Source organism: Microcoleus harperi Pol14_C6 (assembly GCF_036701295.1).
GTDB lineage: Bacteria > Cyanobacteriota > Cyanobacteriia > Cyanobacteriales > Microcoleaceae > Microcoleus.
In genome coordinates this window covers 22,149-39,202 of sequence record NZ_JAUBQN010000001.1, presented here as the reverse complement: position 1 = coordinate 39,202, position 17,054 = coordinate 22,149, and the positions used below count along the sequence as shown (strand labels likewise).

The window sequence follows — 17,054 nt, the reverse complement described above, 5'->3', positions numbered from 1 at the left end:
CCTCCGCTAGTTGCATCCTACTATGCGCTTATTGTACCGAGTCGGCATTAAGTTGCACTCTATCCAAAGTAGCTGCTTGTGGAGATATCAATTGCAGTTGCTGTGAAAACTTATAATTTTCGATCGCGCTATCGGAAAAATACAACTAACCCAGCAACCCGGTTGAAACCCCTGACAGGAATGACTCAACCAAAAACTCGATTTGTTTGATTAGGGCACCTCAGAAGTGGAAAAATATTTAGTGGTGGATGGACGGGTGGCTATTCACCAATTGGTTTGTTCACGAGAATAGTTAGTGACAGCCCGCCAAAATGCTAAAAAAACCAGGTTTCAGAAATCGGTTAAAAAAAAGAATGCAACAGCAGGCAACTTCTAAACCCTTACAGAATCAGTTTTTCCCAATTATTCAATTCTTTAATCTCAAAATCTATAATAGTATGAGCGTGTAGACTGCATGGAGGATTGATACTGCATTCATCTCGATCGCCAATGTTCCCAAAGCTCGCGATCGCGCTAAGATGGCGGTGGCAGTCGTTGAATATTCAGTTGCCACCAGCAGATTCCGAGTTATTAACAGCACTTTGCCGACTAAAACCCTCTCAACTTCAAAATCTGCGCTCATCAGGTTGTACTTAACCCGAATGTTGTGGGTTCATAATCGTTCTGCTTTACCATGCCAATCAAATATCTGACCGGCCCGATTTTAAAAATGTCGGGCAAACTGCCAATTCGCATCGTCCTTGTTGTGCCTTTTGCCCTCCAGACTTTCGCTGCAGTAGGGTTGACGGGGTGGCTGTCGCTGCGGAACGGGCGCATAGCCGTCAACGATGTTGCCGCACAACTGCGGGCAGAAGTCACATCGCGTATCCAGCAACATATTTATACTTATCTCAAAACACCCCACCAAATCAATCAGCTCAATCTCGATGCCATCCGTCTCGGCATTTTGAACGTGCAGGGTGGTGATAATTTGCAACGCTACTTCTCCCAACAAATCAAAACATTTGATAAAATTAGCTACATTCAATTTGCCTCTCAACAAAAAGATTTTATTGGAGTTGAACGCCTCGACGATGGCAAGTTGCAAGTTCAAATTTCTAATCAATCTACTGGCTATAACTTTCAAAGCTACGCGCCGTCAGAGTTCGGGGAACCAACCAAGCTCTTAAAAACTACTCTCAACTACGACCCCCGCGTCCGACCTTGGTACATAGCTCCGGTGCAGGCAGGGAAACCGACTTGGAGTAAAATTTATACTTATTTTGACGCTCCCAAACTAGCGATTACGGCGGCTCAACCAGTTTATGGCGAGGATGGAAAACTGATTGGCGTCCTGGGTTCTGACTTGGCACTTTCTAAGCTAAATCAATTCTTGGAAACTCTAAATATTGGCCAATCAGGACAGACTTTCATTGTAGAAAGGTCGGGGCAATTGGTGGCTAATTCTACTCTGGAACCGCCCTTTATTGTTAGCAACGGCGTGCCGAAACGGATTATGGCAGCGAGCAGCAAAAATGTTCTAATTCGATCTACCGCCCGCTATTTGACAGAGCGCTTCGGAGATTTGCACAAAATTGACAGCTCTCGCCAGTTAGATTTTACCATCGACGGTGAACGACAATTTCTACAGGTGACGCCGCTCTCAGACAGCAGGGGCCTCGATTGGTTGATTGTGGTGGCGGTTCCTGAAGCCGATTTTATGGAAAGGATTAATGCCAACACTCGGTATACTGTGGTGATGTGTCTGGGTGCTTTGGTGCTGGCAACGGCGATTGGCGCTCTGACTTCTAGGTGGATTGTTGTACCGATTCAGCGTCTGAGCAAGGCTGCGGAGGCTTTGTCGCGGGGAGAATGGGACGGGATGGCGGTAGATCCCCGCTTGATGGCGTCTGTAGATCGGGAGGATGAGGTGGGTGTCTTGGCTCGCTCTTTTAATAGGATGGCCTGTCAATTGGAAGAGTCGTTTACTACTCTCGAAGATCGGGTAGAATCTGCGATCGCCGACAAAAATGAATTAATTCTTTCTCTGAAAAAATCGCAGCAAAAACTGGCTCTCCATCTTCACCAAACTCCTTTGGGAGCGATTGAATGGGATCTCAACTTTGAAGTAGCGGAATGGAATTTGTCAGCCGAAAGAATTTTTGGATACAACCGCTTGGAAGCAATGGGACGCCACGGAGTCGATCTAATAGTCCCTGAGAGTGCTAAGGAGTATGTTAGACAACTATCTATAACTTTGCTCACTAATCAAGGAGGAATTAGTAGCATTAACGAGAACATCCGAAAGGATGGCAAAATTATTCTTTGCGAGTGGTACAATACGACTTTGGTTGATGCTGACGGCACGATCATCGGGGTGGCATCGCTGATTCAGGATGTGACTGAATTTCACAGTGCTGTGGAGAAGTTGCGGGCCAGCGAGGAGCGGTTTCGTCAGTTGGCAGAAAATATTCATGAGGTATTTTGGATTAGAGAACCCAATCAAAAGCAGCTACTTTATGTGAGCCCTGCTTGCGAAAAAATATGGAATTTGAGCTGTCAGAGTTTGCAGTCAGAACCGGAGGCTTTTTGGGATGCTATTCACCCGGAGGATCTCGATCGCGTCAAGGCTGCTTTTGCGAAACAGGTGCGGGGCGATTATGATGAGGAGTATCGGGTAGTGCGATCCCATACGGGGGCTACGCCAACGGAAGGTTCAGTTTGCTGGGTGCGCGATCGGGCTTTTCCAGTCCGCAGCCAAACCGGAGAAATTTACCGAATCGTCGGTATTGCCGAAGATATTACCCAGCGCAAATTAGCAGAAGAATTCCAAAAAGTCGCTCAAACCGCTCAAGCTGCAAACCAAGCCAAAAGCGCCTTTTTAGCTAATATGAGCCACGAATTGCGAACTCCCCTCAACGCGATTATTGGTTACAGCGATATGCTCAAAGAAGACGCCGAGGATTTAGGCTGCGAAGATTTTATCCCCGACTTGCAAAAAATTCAAACAGCGGGCAAACACTTGCTATCTTTAATTAGCGATATTCTAGATATTTCTAAGATTGAAGCGGGTCGGATGGAACTTTACTTAGAAACTTTCAATCCGGTTAATTTAATTGACGAGGTAGTTTCTACTGTCAAACCCTTGGTAGATAAAAATTCTAATAAGTTTGAAGTTGATTGTGGTAGCGACTTGGGAATGATGTATGCTGACATTACCAAAACTCGTCAAATATTGCTCAACCTGCTGAGCAATGCAGCCAAATTTACGGAAGGTGGCACTATTACCCTCTGTATTGAAAGAGTTAAACATGACAGCTTAACAACTCAAGAAATAGCAGAACCTTCGGACTCAATAATTTTTCGCGTAGCTGATACGGGTATTGGGATTCCCCCCGAACAATTGCAGCATTTATTTCAAGCATTTATGCAGGGTGACGTCTCAACTACGCGCAAGTATGGCGGCACGGGTTTGGGATTGACTATTAGCCGTCACTTTTGCGTGATGATGGGTGGCGATATGCACGTTGAAAGCGAGTTAGGTTGCGGTTCGGTTTTTACTGTGTGCTTACCGGCCCGCGTTGAATTGTTGGTCAGCAGTTAGTCTTGCTATCCGGGACGCACTTGTTACACAAGAAACCAGGTTTATTCACAAAAAACCTACGGTTTCAGATAAGTTCGGGGCAATAAACTAAGGTGATGATAGAATACACCACAAGTCCTAATCCTAGCTAATTTCCCGTTTCCGCCGCCCCAAAAGTTGAGCTGTTAATACCCCGCCGACAAAGCCAAAGAAATGCGCTTGCCAGGAAACTCCCGGCTGCGATGGCAAAACTCCCCAAATTAAACTGCCGTAGAAGAAACCGACAATTAAAGATAACAAAATAGAGGTAAAGCTGCGTTCAAAATAACCCCGCAGCAGCAAGAAGCCGAAGTAACCAAAGATTAATCCGCTGGCACCAATGTGAACGGAATAGGGGGCGCCAGTCAGCCAAACTCCGAATCCGCTGACTAGCACAGTGACGGCACTCACGATAAAAAAGTCGCTAATTTCTCGCAGCATGATCAACCAACCCAATGTCACTAAAGGGAGGGTATTGGCGGCTAAGTGAGCAAAACTGCCGTGTAGGAAAGGCATCAACAGGATGCCTTGAAGTCCGTCGATGCTGCGGGGGCGGACTCCGTAGGCATTCAGCCTGCCTCGGAATACGAATACATCGACAATTTCGATAATCCAGAGGAGGGAGACGAAGCCACCGAGAATGGCGGCGTGGCTTTGCAATTCGCGGGTGATAGCTTTGGTTTCTGGGTTACTCATGGGTTGTGAGGGCGGTGATACCGATTATTTCTCATTGTAGAAGTTTCTGAGCGATCGCGAGCAAAGATTGTTGGGGCGAGGTTTGAGGGTTTTTTGCAGCAGAGCTTATTTAGAAATATTATAAGTTTTATTAAAAATTCCGCATTTTCACGTATAGGATAATTCACCTGCATGCCTCACAATAGTAATTGAACTACAAAAGGAGAGTCAACCGAAGGTTGAAGCTAAAACGTAGAAGACAGAATTTTTACCCTATCAATCAATTGTTGGGCTTGAAATGAGGACAGTTTTTAGAGCGCACACCGTCTTTAAAAAAAATCAGGAACTACTTTTCTCGCCCTAAGTCATTAATTTTAGAAGTTCAATCCGGTAAAGCAAAACGAGATGCTGTAGATACTGATTGTAGATAATATCGCACAAGCTCTACAGAGAGTTCTTGGCACCTCGTTATACAAGAGGAACAGAGCAAAATGAACGTATTTGAGCATACAGTCTCCTACCGAACTCTGCCAAATTGGGTAGGATTTGGCAAACAAGAAACAGCCGTTAATGTCGCTACAAATTCTCAACCTTACGGTCAAAAGCCACACTTTGACCCCTTGCATCCGCTAAAACAATGGCTTGATAACACTGCAATTAAAAGTCAAAAGTTGGCTCGGTTGCTGTGTAAGTTTATTCCCAGCCAGTGTCCGTTTGAGCGAGAAGTCAAAATTGGCGATCGCACCTTATTATCCATTCCGCCGCTGTGCAAGTTAAATCCCCTTTACGAGCAAGTCGTTGGGCTGCGCTTTCGAGCTTTGTGTTATTTGGCTGACGAGTGCGGCGAAGATGTAACTCCTTATTGTTAATTCTGCAAAAACTTAAATTTTTTCACTGTCTTTTCACCCTCCCTTCTCCTTGTTGGGGAGGGTTTTTGTTTTGTGTGGGCTTTCAAGGAGCAAAAGTGTGGTCAATTTCTCGATCGCCCAGTAAATAATTTTTGAATCAATTCTTTTTTTCGTGATTGACAGTTATCTCAAGGGTGGTTGTTTGGGAGGCTTTTGTAGGGAGGAGCCCGGTTAGATAAAACAACTATCAATAGAGGAGAATACTTAAGCCCCAACAGAAGCGTAAACTGCATTGGTAGGAGGAGTGGCTATCACCCCTGAACAAAAGGAGCGTTTTAAAACTTGTGCTAGCTTAACACCGGGATGCTGCTGGTTCGCCTCTTGCCTAACATTATTGGGTAATCTCCCAAAAGATGTACGGTTTTATCCCCTCTAGAGCGCTATGAGCTAGATACCATGAGAAAAGTGTCAAGGACATCACCAATCTATGTAGATTTAGCAGTGGAGTGAGGCAACCCACAATTAAAGTTCAGTTTTACTCCTCACATTTTTCCCAAAATTGATAGATTAGTAATTGAGCCAAATATTTAAGCTATTTCAAGAATATAAGTAACACTAAATGTCACAATCCCGAATTCGGTAATGATAGTAGACACAAATTATCAAATGTTTTACGAATATAACTAATATTAAGTGTTGAAAAGAACGTTTTTTGCAGTAATTATTGCGCTTTTATCTTTTATGGTTGCACTCATGCTATCAGCTCAAAGTTCTGAGGCTGTCAATGAACTATATGTATTTGGGGACAGTCTTTCGGATATGGGAATGGTGTTTCGAGCAAGCGGGGGTCAATATCCGCCTCGTTCCACTTACTTTCAAGGGCGTTACTCGAATGGTAAGGTTTGGGTAGAATATCTTGCCGATCGCCTGAAGTTGCCGCCTGAACGAGTCACTAATTTTGCCTATGGAGGTGCAACAACGGGGAGCGATCGCAATAGCCTTGTCCCTGGTTTGTTAACTCAAGTTGAGTCATGGACTAAATCCCAAAAACAGGCAAATCCTCATGCGCTGTATGTACTGTGGGCGGGTGCGAATGACTATTTGCAGGGGGCAAATAATGCGAATATTCCCGTTGAAAATGTGGCGAGGGCGATCGCGTCTCTTGCTGGTGTGGGTGCCAAAAATATCCTGCTGGCAAATTTACCAGATTTGGGGCAGTTACCGGCGACGCGAACAGGCGCTAATTCTGCAAGGCTCACTGCATTAACACAAGCACACAATCTGGGTTTGAGGCGAACGGTTAAGGTATTAAGTCAACAGCATTCTGACTTAAAGATTGCGACTCTGGATGCTAATGCGCTTTATCGGGAAGCGATCGCTTCTCCGGCTAAATATGGCTTGACTAATGTGACGAGTGCGTGTTTATCGGGTGGAGGTGTTTGTGGTAGTCCCGATCTATTTTTGTTTTGGGACGGCATTCATCCGACGACGGCCGCACACAAAATTTTGGGGGAAGCAGCGTCTGCGATTGTGCAGGAGAGCGGGATGATTAAATCTGAATTGGGGACGCTTCGGTAAACTATTTTAAGGCTGGACGGGCGATCGCCACAAGAGCGGGATGCTCCCAGGTTAAATTAGACAAACATTCGTCTGCCTCAGCAGAAAAGCCAGATATTCTGTTATATCCCCGGCTTTTTGAAGAAGTCGGGGCTTGAAAGAGCGATCGCATTTAAATACTAAAGCGAGCGAATCACTCGTTGTTCGAGAATGCGTTTGCCTTTGTTATAAATACTAAGGCTGGCTCCTGTAACAATGTAATCGTAGGTGCCATTTTTTGCGACGTAACCAGTTCCCTCTTCAGTACGAGCACGCAGGGCGATCGTGCTGCCGTTACTCTTTTTAACGCCGTAGTAATATAGTTGATTGGCGTGGTTGTAGCAAAGATAAATCCGAAAGTTGCTGGTCTCGAAATAGTTTTCCACTTTCTGTCTTTTGCGAGCACAAAAATCTCTCACCAGTTTTTGGGGGGTGGATACATTAGCTATTTGTATGGTTTCAATCGGAGACTGAGTGCGAGACGCTGTTGGTGGAGTGCTTGTGTTCGATTGTCCTAGAGCAAAGGTTGCCGCGGGATTGCTGGCAAATAGCATTAAACCGAGTAAGCTGGTTTGTGTGAGTCTTGCTGTGAAGTTCATAAGTCATTCCTTTAAAAGATGTTGATGCGTCTAATCTAGGTAAGTTGGATTGATTAGGGCGATCGAACAGTACAGTTTTCACAATTGGCCTCAAGGAGGAAATGCTGGGATGCAATTTCCGTTTCCCCTGAGATCGGGCACTATTCTCAATAAGCTTTTAGGGGCAGGCTAGAAGCTCGCCCCACAAGAGGATTTAATGTATAGTCGAAAGCTGGTTACTGAGAATGATATTTTTTTGTGAGTTTCCCTGCAACTGACTAGCCGACGGACAATTAAAAAACTGGCACTTTGGATTGCTGAGAGGACTTATGTACTAACAGACGATCGCGAGGACAAAGCAGAGAATTATTTTAAATATTGTGCGCCAACTGCGGGCGCGGATGCTAATTTTCATCAATTTCGATAAGTGCGATCGGGTAGTCCTGACTATGGAGGACTACCCTCTCTAAAAAGATTTAATAATACCATCAGACAAAGAATATCTCGATAGACCAAAAAAACTTTTTCATTCTCTAAAACAGTCTCCAATCCCATGGGCTGCTTTTTGATATTTTATTGATGAGTATAACCCCAGTTTATCTATCAAATAAAACACCTAATTATACTGACTATGTAGGACTACCTAAAATGGTTAGTTTAAACCTGCCGCGGGGAGGGATTTACGATGGTTTAATTGCTCAAGCTGCTGTGAAAGCAGGTGTGGATGTGTTGTTGACTGCTTAACCCTAATAACTTTACGCGATTGGGAGAAGATGTAAGACAGTTGGTGCAACTGCCAGTTTAAGGCAGCGATCGCTCTTCAAGTTTGACAAGGGCGATTCCCTACGAGATAGCTACCCTTCTGGAAAGCTTCGCGAACGCTTTACGATTAATTTTTGATATTTAGCTAAACTCTAGGTGATGCTAATGTCTGCAACCCAAAAACAACTAGATCGCCAAGGTTTTTAACTAGAATTTTAATTGCTGGTTTTAAACCCCAGTCTTCAACTTTACTAGGTGAAAGCGCACCATGTGCAGTGGCATTTCTTAAAGCCTTGGCTAATCTAGTAGCATTAGCCCAATCTTGTATCGAATTGCTATTAACAAGCCAGTCTTTAATTTGATTTCTATCGCCATTTGTGAGACCCAGAAAATCTAGAAGTTCATCACCTGTTTCCGTAGGTGATTTTGTAAGCCATTTATCAAGATTTCTTCTGTTGGTATTAGGTGGTATTAAGGGAATATAATCAGGGAGATTGCATTTAGATGTAAACTTTTCAACGTGATCTATAGTAAGACCTGACTTGTTTTCTCTGAGATTCATTAATGTCTTTGTAACACTTTCAAATCCACCGTAGGCCATCACCAGTTGCCACTGAATGCCTCTTGCATTAGCGGTAGAAGGGTTTGCTAGAGTCTTACCTGCCACAGGATTCTCCCATTCAACAGCAGCTTTGGTCAGGTGAAATCCTATTGCTAGAGCTTTTATCACATTATCAATATGCTGTGGATCTTCCTTATGACTTTGATTGAATATGGAAAGTCTCTCTTGTATTTCTGAACACTTAACTGGATCGGTTAACCAAGATTCATTAGGGTCAACTATCGCCCATATTTCCTTCCAGCCATCGTCTTGAGTAATATCTGGCATTTTTCCTAAGTCAACTTTATCGTAAATTAATCTATTTGTTTGATAAGCTGATAAGCAAGGGCATCCACAAGAGATGCCCTTACCCAACTAACTACGCGCCGACAGATTCCTTCGCTGCGTAAAGCACCTCAACGGTAATCTTATCAATCCCCCGATCGCGCGCAAACTTCTCAGTATTCCGCTTCACCTTACCCCGCACAAAACCAGGGATTTTATTCAATTCTGCTTGTCCATCCTTCGTCCAACCCATATCAGAATCAGCCGAAATACCCTTCGTAATCACTTCCTTGGTATCGTGGCCGCCGAAGATTTCCAGCAAGTGGTCTTCCATTCCCAAAGTGAAGGAATTGTAGACCAAATCTACGCACTGATTCGTACCTTCATAACCCAAAAATGGCTTGTAGCCGATCGGGAAATTTTGGACGTGAATCGGTGCAGCAATTACGCCGCACGGAATATCCAACCGCTTACCTACGTGGCGTTCCATTTGAGTGCCGAAAATTGCCGAAGGTTCGGCTTTGGCGATCGCATCCCCGATCGCCCCGTGATCGTCCGTCACCAGCACTTCATCGCAATACTCGCTAACCTGTTCCCGGAACCAATCAGCATCGTGTTTGCAGTAGGTTCCTGCCCACACAACGTGGATTCCCATCTCGCGAGCCAAAATCTTCGTCATCGCCGCAGCGTGGGTATTATCGCCAAATACGACGGCTTTTTTGCCGGTTAAGTTTTGGCAGTCGATCGATCGCGAAAACCAAGCTGCCTGGGACACAAATCGAGTTTGTTGGTCGATGAAATCTTCGTAATCAACATCCGCACCTTGATCGTTCAACACTTGCTGAATCTTGCGGATACAGCGCGCAGTTTCTACCACACCCATCGGCGTAATATCCACCATCGGCGTGCCGAATTCTTTTTGCAAATACTCCCCGGCCATCATCCCCAATTCCCGATAAGGAACCAAGTTAAACCAAGCGCGCGGCAGTCTTTTTAAGTTGTGCACCGAAGCACCTTCGGGAATAACTTCGTTGACTTCAATGCCCAAATCTGCCATCAAACGCTTCAACTCGGTGCAGTCGTGCTGGTTGTGGAAACCCAGGGTAGACATACCGATAATGTTGACAGATGGTTTTTCGCTTTTGGCTTCTACTAAATCGCCTTTTTTGCGGGCTTTGTTAATGTAAAATTGGACGATTTGATCCAAAGTGCGATCGGCAGCTTGCAGTTCGTTTACCCGATAATGGTTAACATCCGCCAGCAATACATCGCCTTTGGCATCTAATTGAGCACGCTCCACGAAGTTTTCCAAGTCTTCTTGCAGAATGCTGGAGGTGCAAGTCGGGGTGAGCACGATTAAATCTGGGTGTTCTTCTCTGTCTTTGCGGGTGATGTTGTCCACCACCCGTTCCTGCGAACCCCGCGCCAGTACGTGTCTGTCAACGACGCTGGTAGTTACTGGGGTGAAATCCCGTTCCCTCTCCAGCATGGAACGCATGACGTTAAAATAGTCGTCTCCAATCGGTGCGTGCATGATCGCATGGACGTTTTTGAAGGAACTGGCGACGCGCAAAGTGCCGATGTGGGCTGGGCCTGCGTACATCCAATAAGCCAATTTCATAGGTATTTTTCCTGGTGCTGGTTGAGAATTGCCCGATCGGGCGATTACTGCTAAATTTTAAGGTTGTTTCTGATTTTCTCACCCGATGAATCCTTTAGAAATACTAAGTTTCTGAGGATTTACCGATTTTGGAAATCCTCAAACGCTTTTGCTGCTTGGGATTTGACTTGCTATTCAAACAACTTTACCTGGGTTTTATGGCAATAATTCTTAATCTTTCCTCAAATTTTCTTAAGAGTTAGGCAAATTTAATTAATGTAGGGTTCGCTGCCGCGCACCAGACAAGGTGCAATAATTCTGCATTTTTTGTCAAATTTACTCGGGTCAAACGGTCAGTTAGTATTATTAATCGATCTGTCAAAATAGATAGAACTGAAGGAAATTGCAGCTTCCGAAGCAACACTTAACTCCCTCCGCGCCTCGGTCGCTAATTATAGTTAAGATTTGCACCGCCAGGTTTTTTTAAAGCACCCCAAATTCCTGCCCGATCACCGGAAAAAACAAGTCTTTCAGCACTTGCGTATTTTCCCAAGATGTGGTGACTCTCCACTAAAATCAAGCGATTGCTTGGAATCTGAGATGATTTAGTTGTCAGCATGGCGATCGAGCATTAGAGTAAATGGTTGCACAAATCCTGTATTTGTGATTTTGTTTACATAACTGCTGAGGTGACGAAAGCTCCAGGGCGCTTTTGTCAGCAGTACCTCTTTGCTGTCAAGGGTTGCCTTCCCACACATCCCAAAAGATAGCTCTTGAGCGATAATGAAGAATAACAGAGGATTTACGAAAAGAAACCCGGTTTATACGAAAAAATCTTGGGTTTGTCAACGACTAGCAACGAAGAAACCCGGTTTCTAGCCCGCCGCGCGTAAGTCCTGTAACATTGACCAAGCACACCTAATTTGAGAGAACCCAACTATGATGGCAATTCCCGGCGTTGCAGTTCTCGCTCTCATTTATGAAAGCAGCACTTCCCTGGTTTACCGCGGCCACAACGAGCAGAACAACCAACCTGTTATTATCAAACTTATCAAAGAAGACTATCCGACTCCTGAAGAACTGAATAGATACAAGCGCGAATATGAGATCACTGCCAACTTAAGCCTGTTGGACGGAGTTGTGAAAGTGTATAAGTTGCAACAGGTTAGAAATAGTCTAGCAATGATCTTAGAAGATTTTGGCGGGGAATCTTTAAAAATATTTATGGGTTCTCAAAAATTTACCATTTTAGGATTTCTGACTACGGCCATCAAAGTTGCTGAAACTTTGGGAGAAATTCACGGAAAAAATGTAATTCATAAAGATATAAACCCTTCTAATATAGTTTTTAATCCTGCTACAGGACAAGTGAAACTCATAGATTTCAGCATTTCAACAGCATCCAACTTGGAAAATGTTCCCAGTAAAAATCCCAATTTTTTAGAAGGCACTTTAGCCTATATGTCGCCCGAACAAACCGGCAGAATGAACCGGGTAGTCGATTACCGCACCGACTTTTATTCCCTCGGCGTGACCTTTTATGAAATCCTGGCAGGACAACTCCCTTTTCCCACTACAGATCCCATGGAGTTAGTTCACTGTCACATTGCCAAACAGCCAGTACCTCTCGTTGAAATTGCACCAGAAATTCCTCAAACTGTTTCAGATATTGTGATGAAATTGTTAGCAAAAACTCCTGAGGAGCGCTATCAAAGTGCTTGGGGACTAAAAGCAGATTTGGAATCCTGCCTGTTTCAGTGGCAAACATCTGGGGTTGTTTCTGAGTTTCCTCTCGGCCGCCAAGATATTTCCGACAAATTTCAAATACCTCAAAAACTTTACGGCAGACAGCGAGAAGTTGAAACTCTTTTAGCGGCATTTGAACGGGTAGCAGCAACAAATAATCGAGGCTACCGCACCGAAGATTCCCAAATTTCTGTCATCAAAAAAGAGAGCAAATCGAAAAAAGAAAGTCCATTGTCAGTCCTGGCGAGAGGACAGCATAAATCCCGCAGCGAGATGATGCTGATTGCCGGTTATTCCGGCATTGGCAAATCTGCAATGGTGAAGATTTTAGACAAACCTATTACCCGCAGGCGTGGATATTTTATTTGGGGAAAGTTTGACCAGTACAAGCGGACTATTCCTTACTCGGCCGTTGTCAGCGCTTTTTCGGAGTTGGTGCGGCAACTGTTAACTGAAAGTGAGGCTCAATTAGCAGTTTGGCGCGAAAAACTCCGCACTTCCTTCGGTCAAAACGGACAAATTATTATTGATGTCATTCCCGAAGTTGAACTAATTGTCGGAGCTCAGTCTCCTGTAGCTGAATTGGGGCCGACGGAATCTCTGAACCGCTTTAATTTAGTATTTCAAAATTTCATTCGGGTATTTTGCCAGCCCGAACATCCGCTGGTCATTTTTCTCGACGATTTGCAGTGGGCTGATTCGGCTACTCTCAAGCTGATCGAATTGATGATGACAGATGAAGCTACGCAATATCTGTTTTTAATTGGTGCTTATCGGGATAATGAAGTTAGTCCTACTCATCCTTTAATGATGACAGTGGAGACACTGCGAAATCAGGAAGCTATCATTAATCAGATTGCTTTGTCGCCCCTGGGGGTAGAAAATATAACTCATTTGATTGCAGAGACTTTACACAGCGATCGAGAATCTGTCAAACCGTTAGCTGAATTGGTAATCAGCAAAACCGACGGGAATCCTTTTTTTGTTAATCAATTTCTGCAAACATTGTATCAGGAAAACCTGCTAGTTTTTCACCCGCCACAGTCGGGTAGCAAGGGCGGCTGGCATTGGGATATGACTCAAATTGAGCAGTGCGCTATCACTGACAATGTAGTAGATTTGATGGTACAAAAATTGAGGAAACTGCCCAGTTCGACGCAGCAAGTTTTGCGTTTAGTGGCTTGTTTGGGTAACGAATTTGACTTGAATACTCTTTCTTTAATTCATGAAAAAGAAGCCTCGGAAACTTTTTCTCACCTGTTGCCCGCCATTAAGTCGGGACTGATTCTGCCAACTTCGGAATTGGAAAGCAAGTCATTAGATTACGTGCTGTTTCCGCTATTAATTCTGAATTATAAATTTTTGCACGATCGCGTACAGCAAGCAGCTTACGCTCTGATCGACGACTCGCAAAAAAAGGCTGTTCACCTGAAAATAGGCAGGCAAATCCTAGAAAACACCCCGGCGGAATATCGCGCGGACAGAATCTTTGAATTAGTCGATCACTTGAATGTGGCTCGATCGCTAATTAAAGACGATCGAGAATTAATTGAACTGGCAACGCTGAATTTAGACGCCGCCCGCAGAGCCAAAGATGCCACTGCTTATGTTGCTGCCTTGCAGTATTTGACCGCAGGCATGGACGGTTTGAGCGCCGATATTTGGGATGCCCACTACGATTTAGCCTTTGCCTTGCACATGGAGCGGGCCAATGTTGAGTATTTAAACGGTTTTTTTGAGAACTCCGAAGAATTTATTAATATAACGTTGAAAAAAGCGCGATCGCCCTTAGAAAAGGTAGAAATTTACAACCTGCTGATCGTGCAGTACACCCTGCGGGCGAAGTACGAAGAAGCCGTTAAAGCCGGAATCACAGCTTTAGACTTGCTAGGCATTGACTTGCCGCTAGACGGGCTACAAAAAGTCATATCCGAAGAATTTGCAGCAGCCACAAATATTTTAGCCGGTAGAGAAATAGCTTCCCTAATTGACGCCCCCGAAATGACTGTACCCGACAAAAAAGTTGCAGTCAAATTAATTACAAACTTGCTGACATCCGCGTACCTCAAAAATCCCGACTTGTGGAAAGTCAGCGTTTTAAAAGGAGTCAATCTTTCTCTACAATACGGTTTAGTACCCGAAGCCTCTCTTTGCTATGCTGGCTACGGTATGTTCTTAAACGCAGTTTCGGGAGATTACAAAGCTGCGTATCAATTCGGCTTGCTCTCGCTGAATCTCAGCGAAAAATCTGGCAATATCGGTTTGAAATGCAGAGCTTGTTCATCCCTGGTCAGTATTTTTTATTACTGGTTCAATCACATCAAAGATTCCCACGCAATCAGCAATGAAGGATATCAAGCAGCTTTAGAATCAGGAGATTTAGAGTATGCGGGTTATATTCTGTCGAATCGCATAGCTAACTCATTTTTTCAAGGTAAAGAAATCTCGCAAATTCTGGCAGACACGAGCAGATATTTGCAGTTCAGCCAAAAAACCAAAAATCAGCTCGTAACCGATATATTATTAGGGGTAGAGTTAATCCTGCGTAACTTGAGCAAACTAACTCCTGAAAAGTTTGTATTTGAAAGCGAAGATCTCAGCGAAGCTGAATACGTACACAACTGTCAAGTTCATCAAAATTTGTACTCGCTCTGTCTTTATCAGATTCGCAAATGCCAGGTAATGTACTGGTACGGCAACTTCAACGAAGCGCTACAACTAGCTTTTGAAGTAGAAAAACAGCTATCTTTTATTACCGGAGCGATACCCGCTACCGAATGGAATTTTTTCTTTTCTCTAACTTTAGCGGCCGTTTTCCCAAATGTTTCCGAAGACAAGCAAAAGGAATACTTGGAAAAGTTAGAAGACAACCAAAAACAGATGAAAATTTGGTCAGATAACTGTGCCGAAAATTTTCTGCACAAGTATCTTTTAGTACAAGCAGAAATAGCCAGAATTTCCAAGAAAGATTCAGAAGCTGTAGAACTGTACGATTTCTCTATAAATTTAGCCCAAGACAATGAGTTTGTCCAAAATGAAGCGCTAGCTAATGAACTAGCAGCTAAGTTTTGGTTGAGTAAAGGCAAGTATCAATATGCCAAAATTCACTTGCGCGAAGCTCACTCGTGCTACTTGCGCTGGGGTGCAGTTCGCAAAGTAGAAGATTTAGAACAGAAGTATCCGCAGTTGCGGGAAATGACGCCGCTCAACGGAAGTTTTAACAACAATCAAACTACCACAACTATTCATACTTCTACTGGCAGCGATGCGAGAGTGCTGGATTTGGCAACGGTAATGAAAGCATCTCTGGCGATTTCTAGCGAAATTGTCCTCGATAAGTTGCTGGCTTCTTTGATGAGAATATCCTTAGAAAATGCGGGTGCTCAATTAGGTTTTCTGATTTTAGTTAGAGATGGTCAACTGTTGATTTCAGCTAAAGCGTCAGTATTTGCTGAAGATGTAGCTGTCCTGCAATTTACGCCTGTTGGAGACTATCATGATTTACCTGTGACGGTGATTAATTATGTGGAAAGGACTCGCTCGGATTTGGTCTTGAGCAATGCGGCGGCTGAGGGCCTATTCACAGCCGATCCTTACATCGCTAAACACCAACTGCAATCTATTTTGTGTACTCCAATCATCAATCAAGGCAAACTAATCGGCATTCTTTATTTAGAAAACAATTTGACTGTCGGAGCATTTACTCCCCACAGATTGGAAGTTTTAAGGTTGCTTTCTTCCCAAGTGGCTATTTCTTTGGAAAATGCTCTGCTTTACAATTCTGTGGAACAGAAAGTGCAAGAACGGACGCAGGAGTTAAATGAAAAGAACGAGCGTTTAGAACAAACTTTGCGCGAACTTAAACTAACTCAAGCTCAATTAATCCAAACGGAAAAGATGTCGAGTTTGGGGCAAATGGTCGCTGGTGTCGCTCACGAAATTAATAATCCTGTAAGTTTCATCTACGGCAATCTTAATCCGGCTAGCGAATACGTTAAAGACTTGCTAAAATTGATTGAGCTTTACCAGCAGCACTATCCAGAACCTGCGGATGAAATTCTCGAAGAAATAGAAACAATTGAGCTGGAATTCTTGAGCGAGGATTTGCAAAAGCTGCTGGATTCTATGAAAGTAGGAGCGGAAAGAATCCGGGATATTGTGCTAAGCTTGCGGAATTTCTCGCGCCTCGACGAAGCGCAAATGAAGTCGGTAGATATCCATCAAGGCATCGACAGTACGGTGATGTTGCTGCAACCGCGTCTGAGAAAAGAGGGCGGGCGTTTGGGAATTGAGGTGGTTAAAAATTACAGCACGCTACCACTAATTACTTGTTATGCGTCTCAGTTGAATCAGGTATTTATGAATATTTTGACAAATGCGATCGATGCTCTCCTCGTAGCAAGAGATTGCCCGGAAAACTCTCATCAACAGCCTACGATTACAATTTCTACAGAGGTGACAGACAGGAATTCTGTCATAATTAGAATTGCCGACAGCGGGCCGGGGATGAACACTGAGGTGCTGCACAAAATATTCGATCCATTTTTTACAACTAAGCCCGTGGGTTCGGGAACTGGTTTGGGATTGTCTATTTCTCACTCGATTGTTGTGAGTTCTCATGGCGGAAAATTGACTTGCGTTTCTGCACCCGGAGAGGGGAGCGACTTTATTATTGAAATTCCGATCGCCCCCAGGCAAGTTTTGTAATCGGCGCAACCCTCAACTCAAATCCCCAAATCAATTCCAGTTAGCGACCCTTAAC

The 17,054-nt window shown here is 44.1% G+C and carries 11 protein-coding genes; 4 read left to right on the top strand and 7 right to left on the bottom strand.

The window, feature by feature from the left end; translation table 11 throughout:
• Positions 1–427: 427 nt before the first annotated feature.
• The gene (locus QUA27_RS00125) at positions 428–622 is read right to left on the bottom strand and encodes a hypothetical protein (protein ID WP_333065547.1); all 195 of its coding nucleotides are present in this window, start codon (positions 620–622) and stop codon (positions 428–430) included.
• A gap of 51 nt (positions 623–673) precedes the next feature.
• Between QUA27_RS00125 and QUA27_RS00120 the strand changes: the two genes are divergently transcribed.
• Positions 674–3,583 (top strand): PAS domain S-box protein, encoded by a 2,910-nt coding sequence (locus tag QUA27_RS00120; RefSeq protein ID WP_333065546.1) that lies wholly within the window; start codon positions 674–676, stop codon positions 3,581–3,583.
• A gap of 123 nt (positions 3,584–3,706) precedes the next feature.
• On the opposite strand, the gene QUA27_RS00115 is transcribed toward QUA27_RS00120, so the two are convergent.
• Entirely contained in the window at positions 3,707–4,297 is a 591-nt protein-coding gene (locus tag QUA27_RS00115; protein WP_333065543.1) for a rhomboid family intramembrane serine protease, read from the bottom strand.
• Between the two features lie 470 nt (positions 4,298–4,767).
• On the opposite strand from QUA27_RS00115, the gene QUA27_RS00110 reads away from it, so the two are divergent.
• Positions 4,768–5,145, top strand: a complete 378-nt coding sequence (locus QUA27_RS00110) for a Mo-dependent nitrogenase C-terminal domain-containing protein (RefSeq protein ID WP_333048531.1) — start codon at positions 4,768–4,770, stop codon at positions 5,143–5,145.
• Between the two features lie 732 nt (positions 5,146–5,877).
• Entirely contained in the window at positions 5,878–6,702 is an 825-nt protein-coding gene (locus QUA27_RS00105; protein ID WP_333065542.1) for an SGNH/GDSL hydrolase family protein, read from the top strand.
• Between the two features lies 1 nt (position 6,703).
• On the opposite strand, the gene QUA27_RS00100 is transcribed toward QUA27_RS00105, so the two are convergent.
• The 5 genes from QUA27_RS00100 to QUA27_RS00080 all read right to left on the bottom strand — a co-directional run bounded on the left by QUA27_RS00100 (position 6,704) and on the right by QUA27_RS00080 (position 11,165).
• Positions 6,704–6,853: a hypothetical protein gene (locus QUA27_RS00100; protein ID WP_333065541.1), complete on the bottom strand. Its 150-nt coding sequence runs from the start codon at positions 6,851–6,853 to the stop codon at positions 6,704–6,706.
• A gap of 7 nt (positions 6,854–6,860) precedes the next feature.
• Positions 6,861–7,319: a hypothetical protein gene (locus QUA27_RS00095; RefSeq protein ID WP_333065538.1), complete on the bottom strand. Its 459-nt coding sequence runs from the start codon at positions 7,317–7,319 to the stop codon at positions 6,861–6,863.
• A gap of 886 nt (positions 7,320–8,205) precedes the next feature.
• Positions 8,206–8,949, bottom strand: coding sequence for a hypothetical protein (locus QUA27_RS00090; RefSeq protein ID WP_333065536.1), 744 nt, complete (start codon positions 8,947–8,949; stop codon positions 8,206–8,208).
• Positions 8,950–9,040: 91 nt separating this feature from the next.
• The gene (gene bchB, locus QUA27_RS00085; protein WP_333065535.1) at positions 9,041–10,567 is read right to left on the bottom strand and encodes a ferredoxin:protochlorophyllide reductase (ATP-dependent) subunit B; all 1,527 of its coding nucleotides are present in this window, start codon (positions 10,565–10,567) and stop codon (positions 9,041–9,043) included.
• A gap of 427 nt (positions 10,568–10,994) precedes the next feature.
• On the bottom strand, positions 10,995–11,165 hold the full coding sequence (locus tag QUA27_RS00080; RefSeq protein ID WP_333065534.1) for a hypothetical protein: 171 nt from the start codon (positions 11,163–11,165) through the stop codon (positions 10,995–10,997).
• Between the two features lie 320 nt (positions 11,166–11,485).
• On the opposite strand from QUA27_RS00080, the gene QUA27_RS00075 reads away from it, so the two are divergent.
• On the top strand, positions 11,486–16,999 hold the full coding sequence (locus tag QUA27_RS00075; RefSeq protein ID WP_333065533.1) for a trifunctional serine/threonine-protein kinase/ATP-binding protein/sensor histidine kinase: 5,514 nt from the start codon (positions 11,486–11,488) through the stop codon (positions 16,997–16,999).
• Positions 17,000–17,054 lie beyond the last annotated feature (55 nt).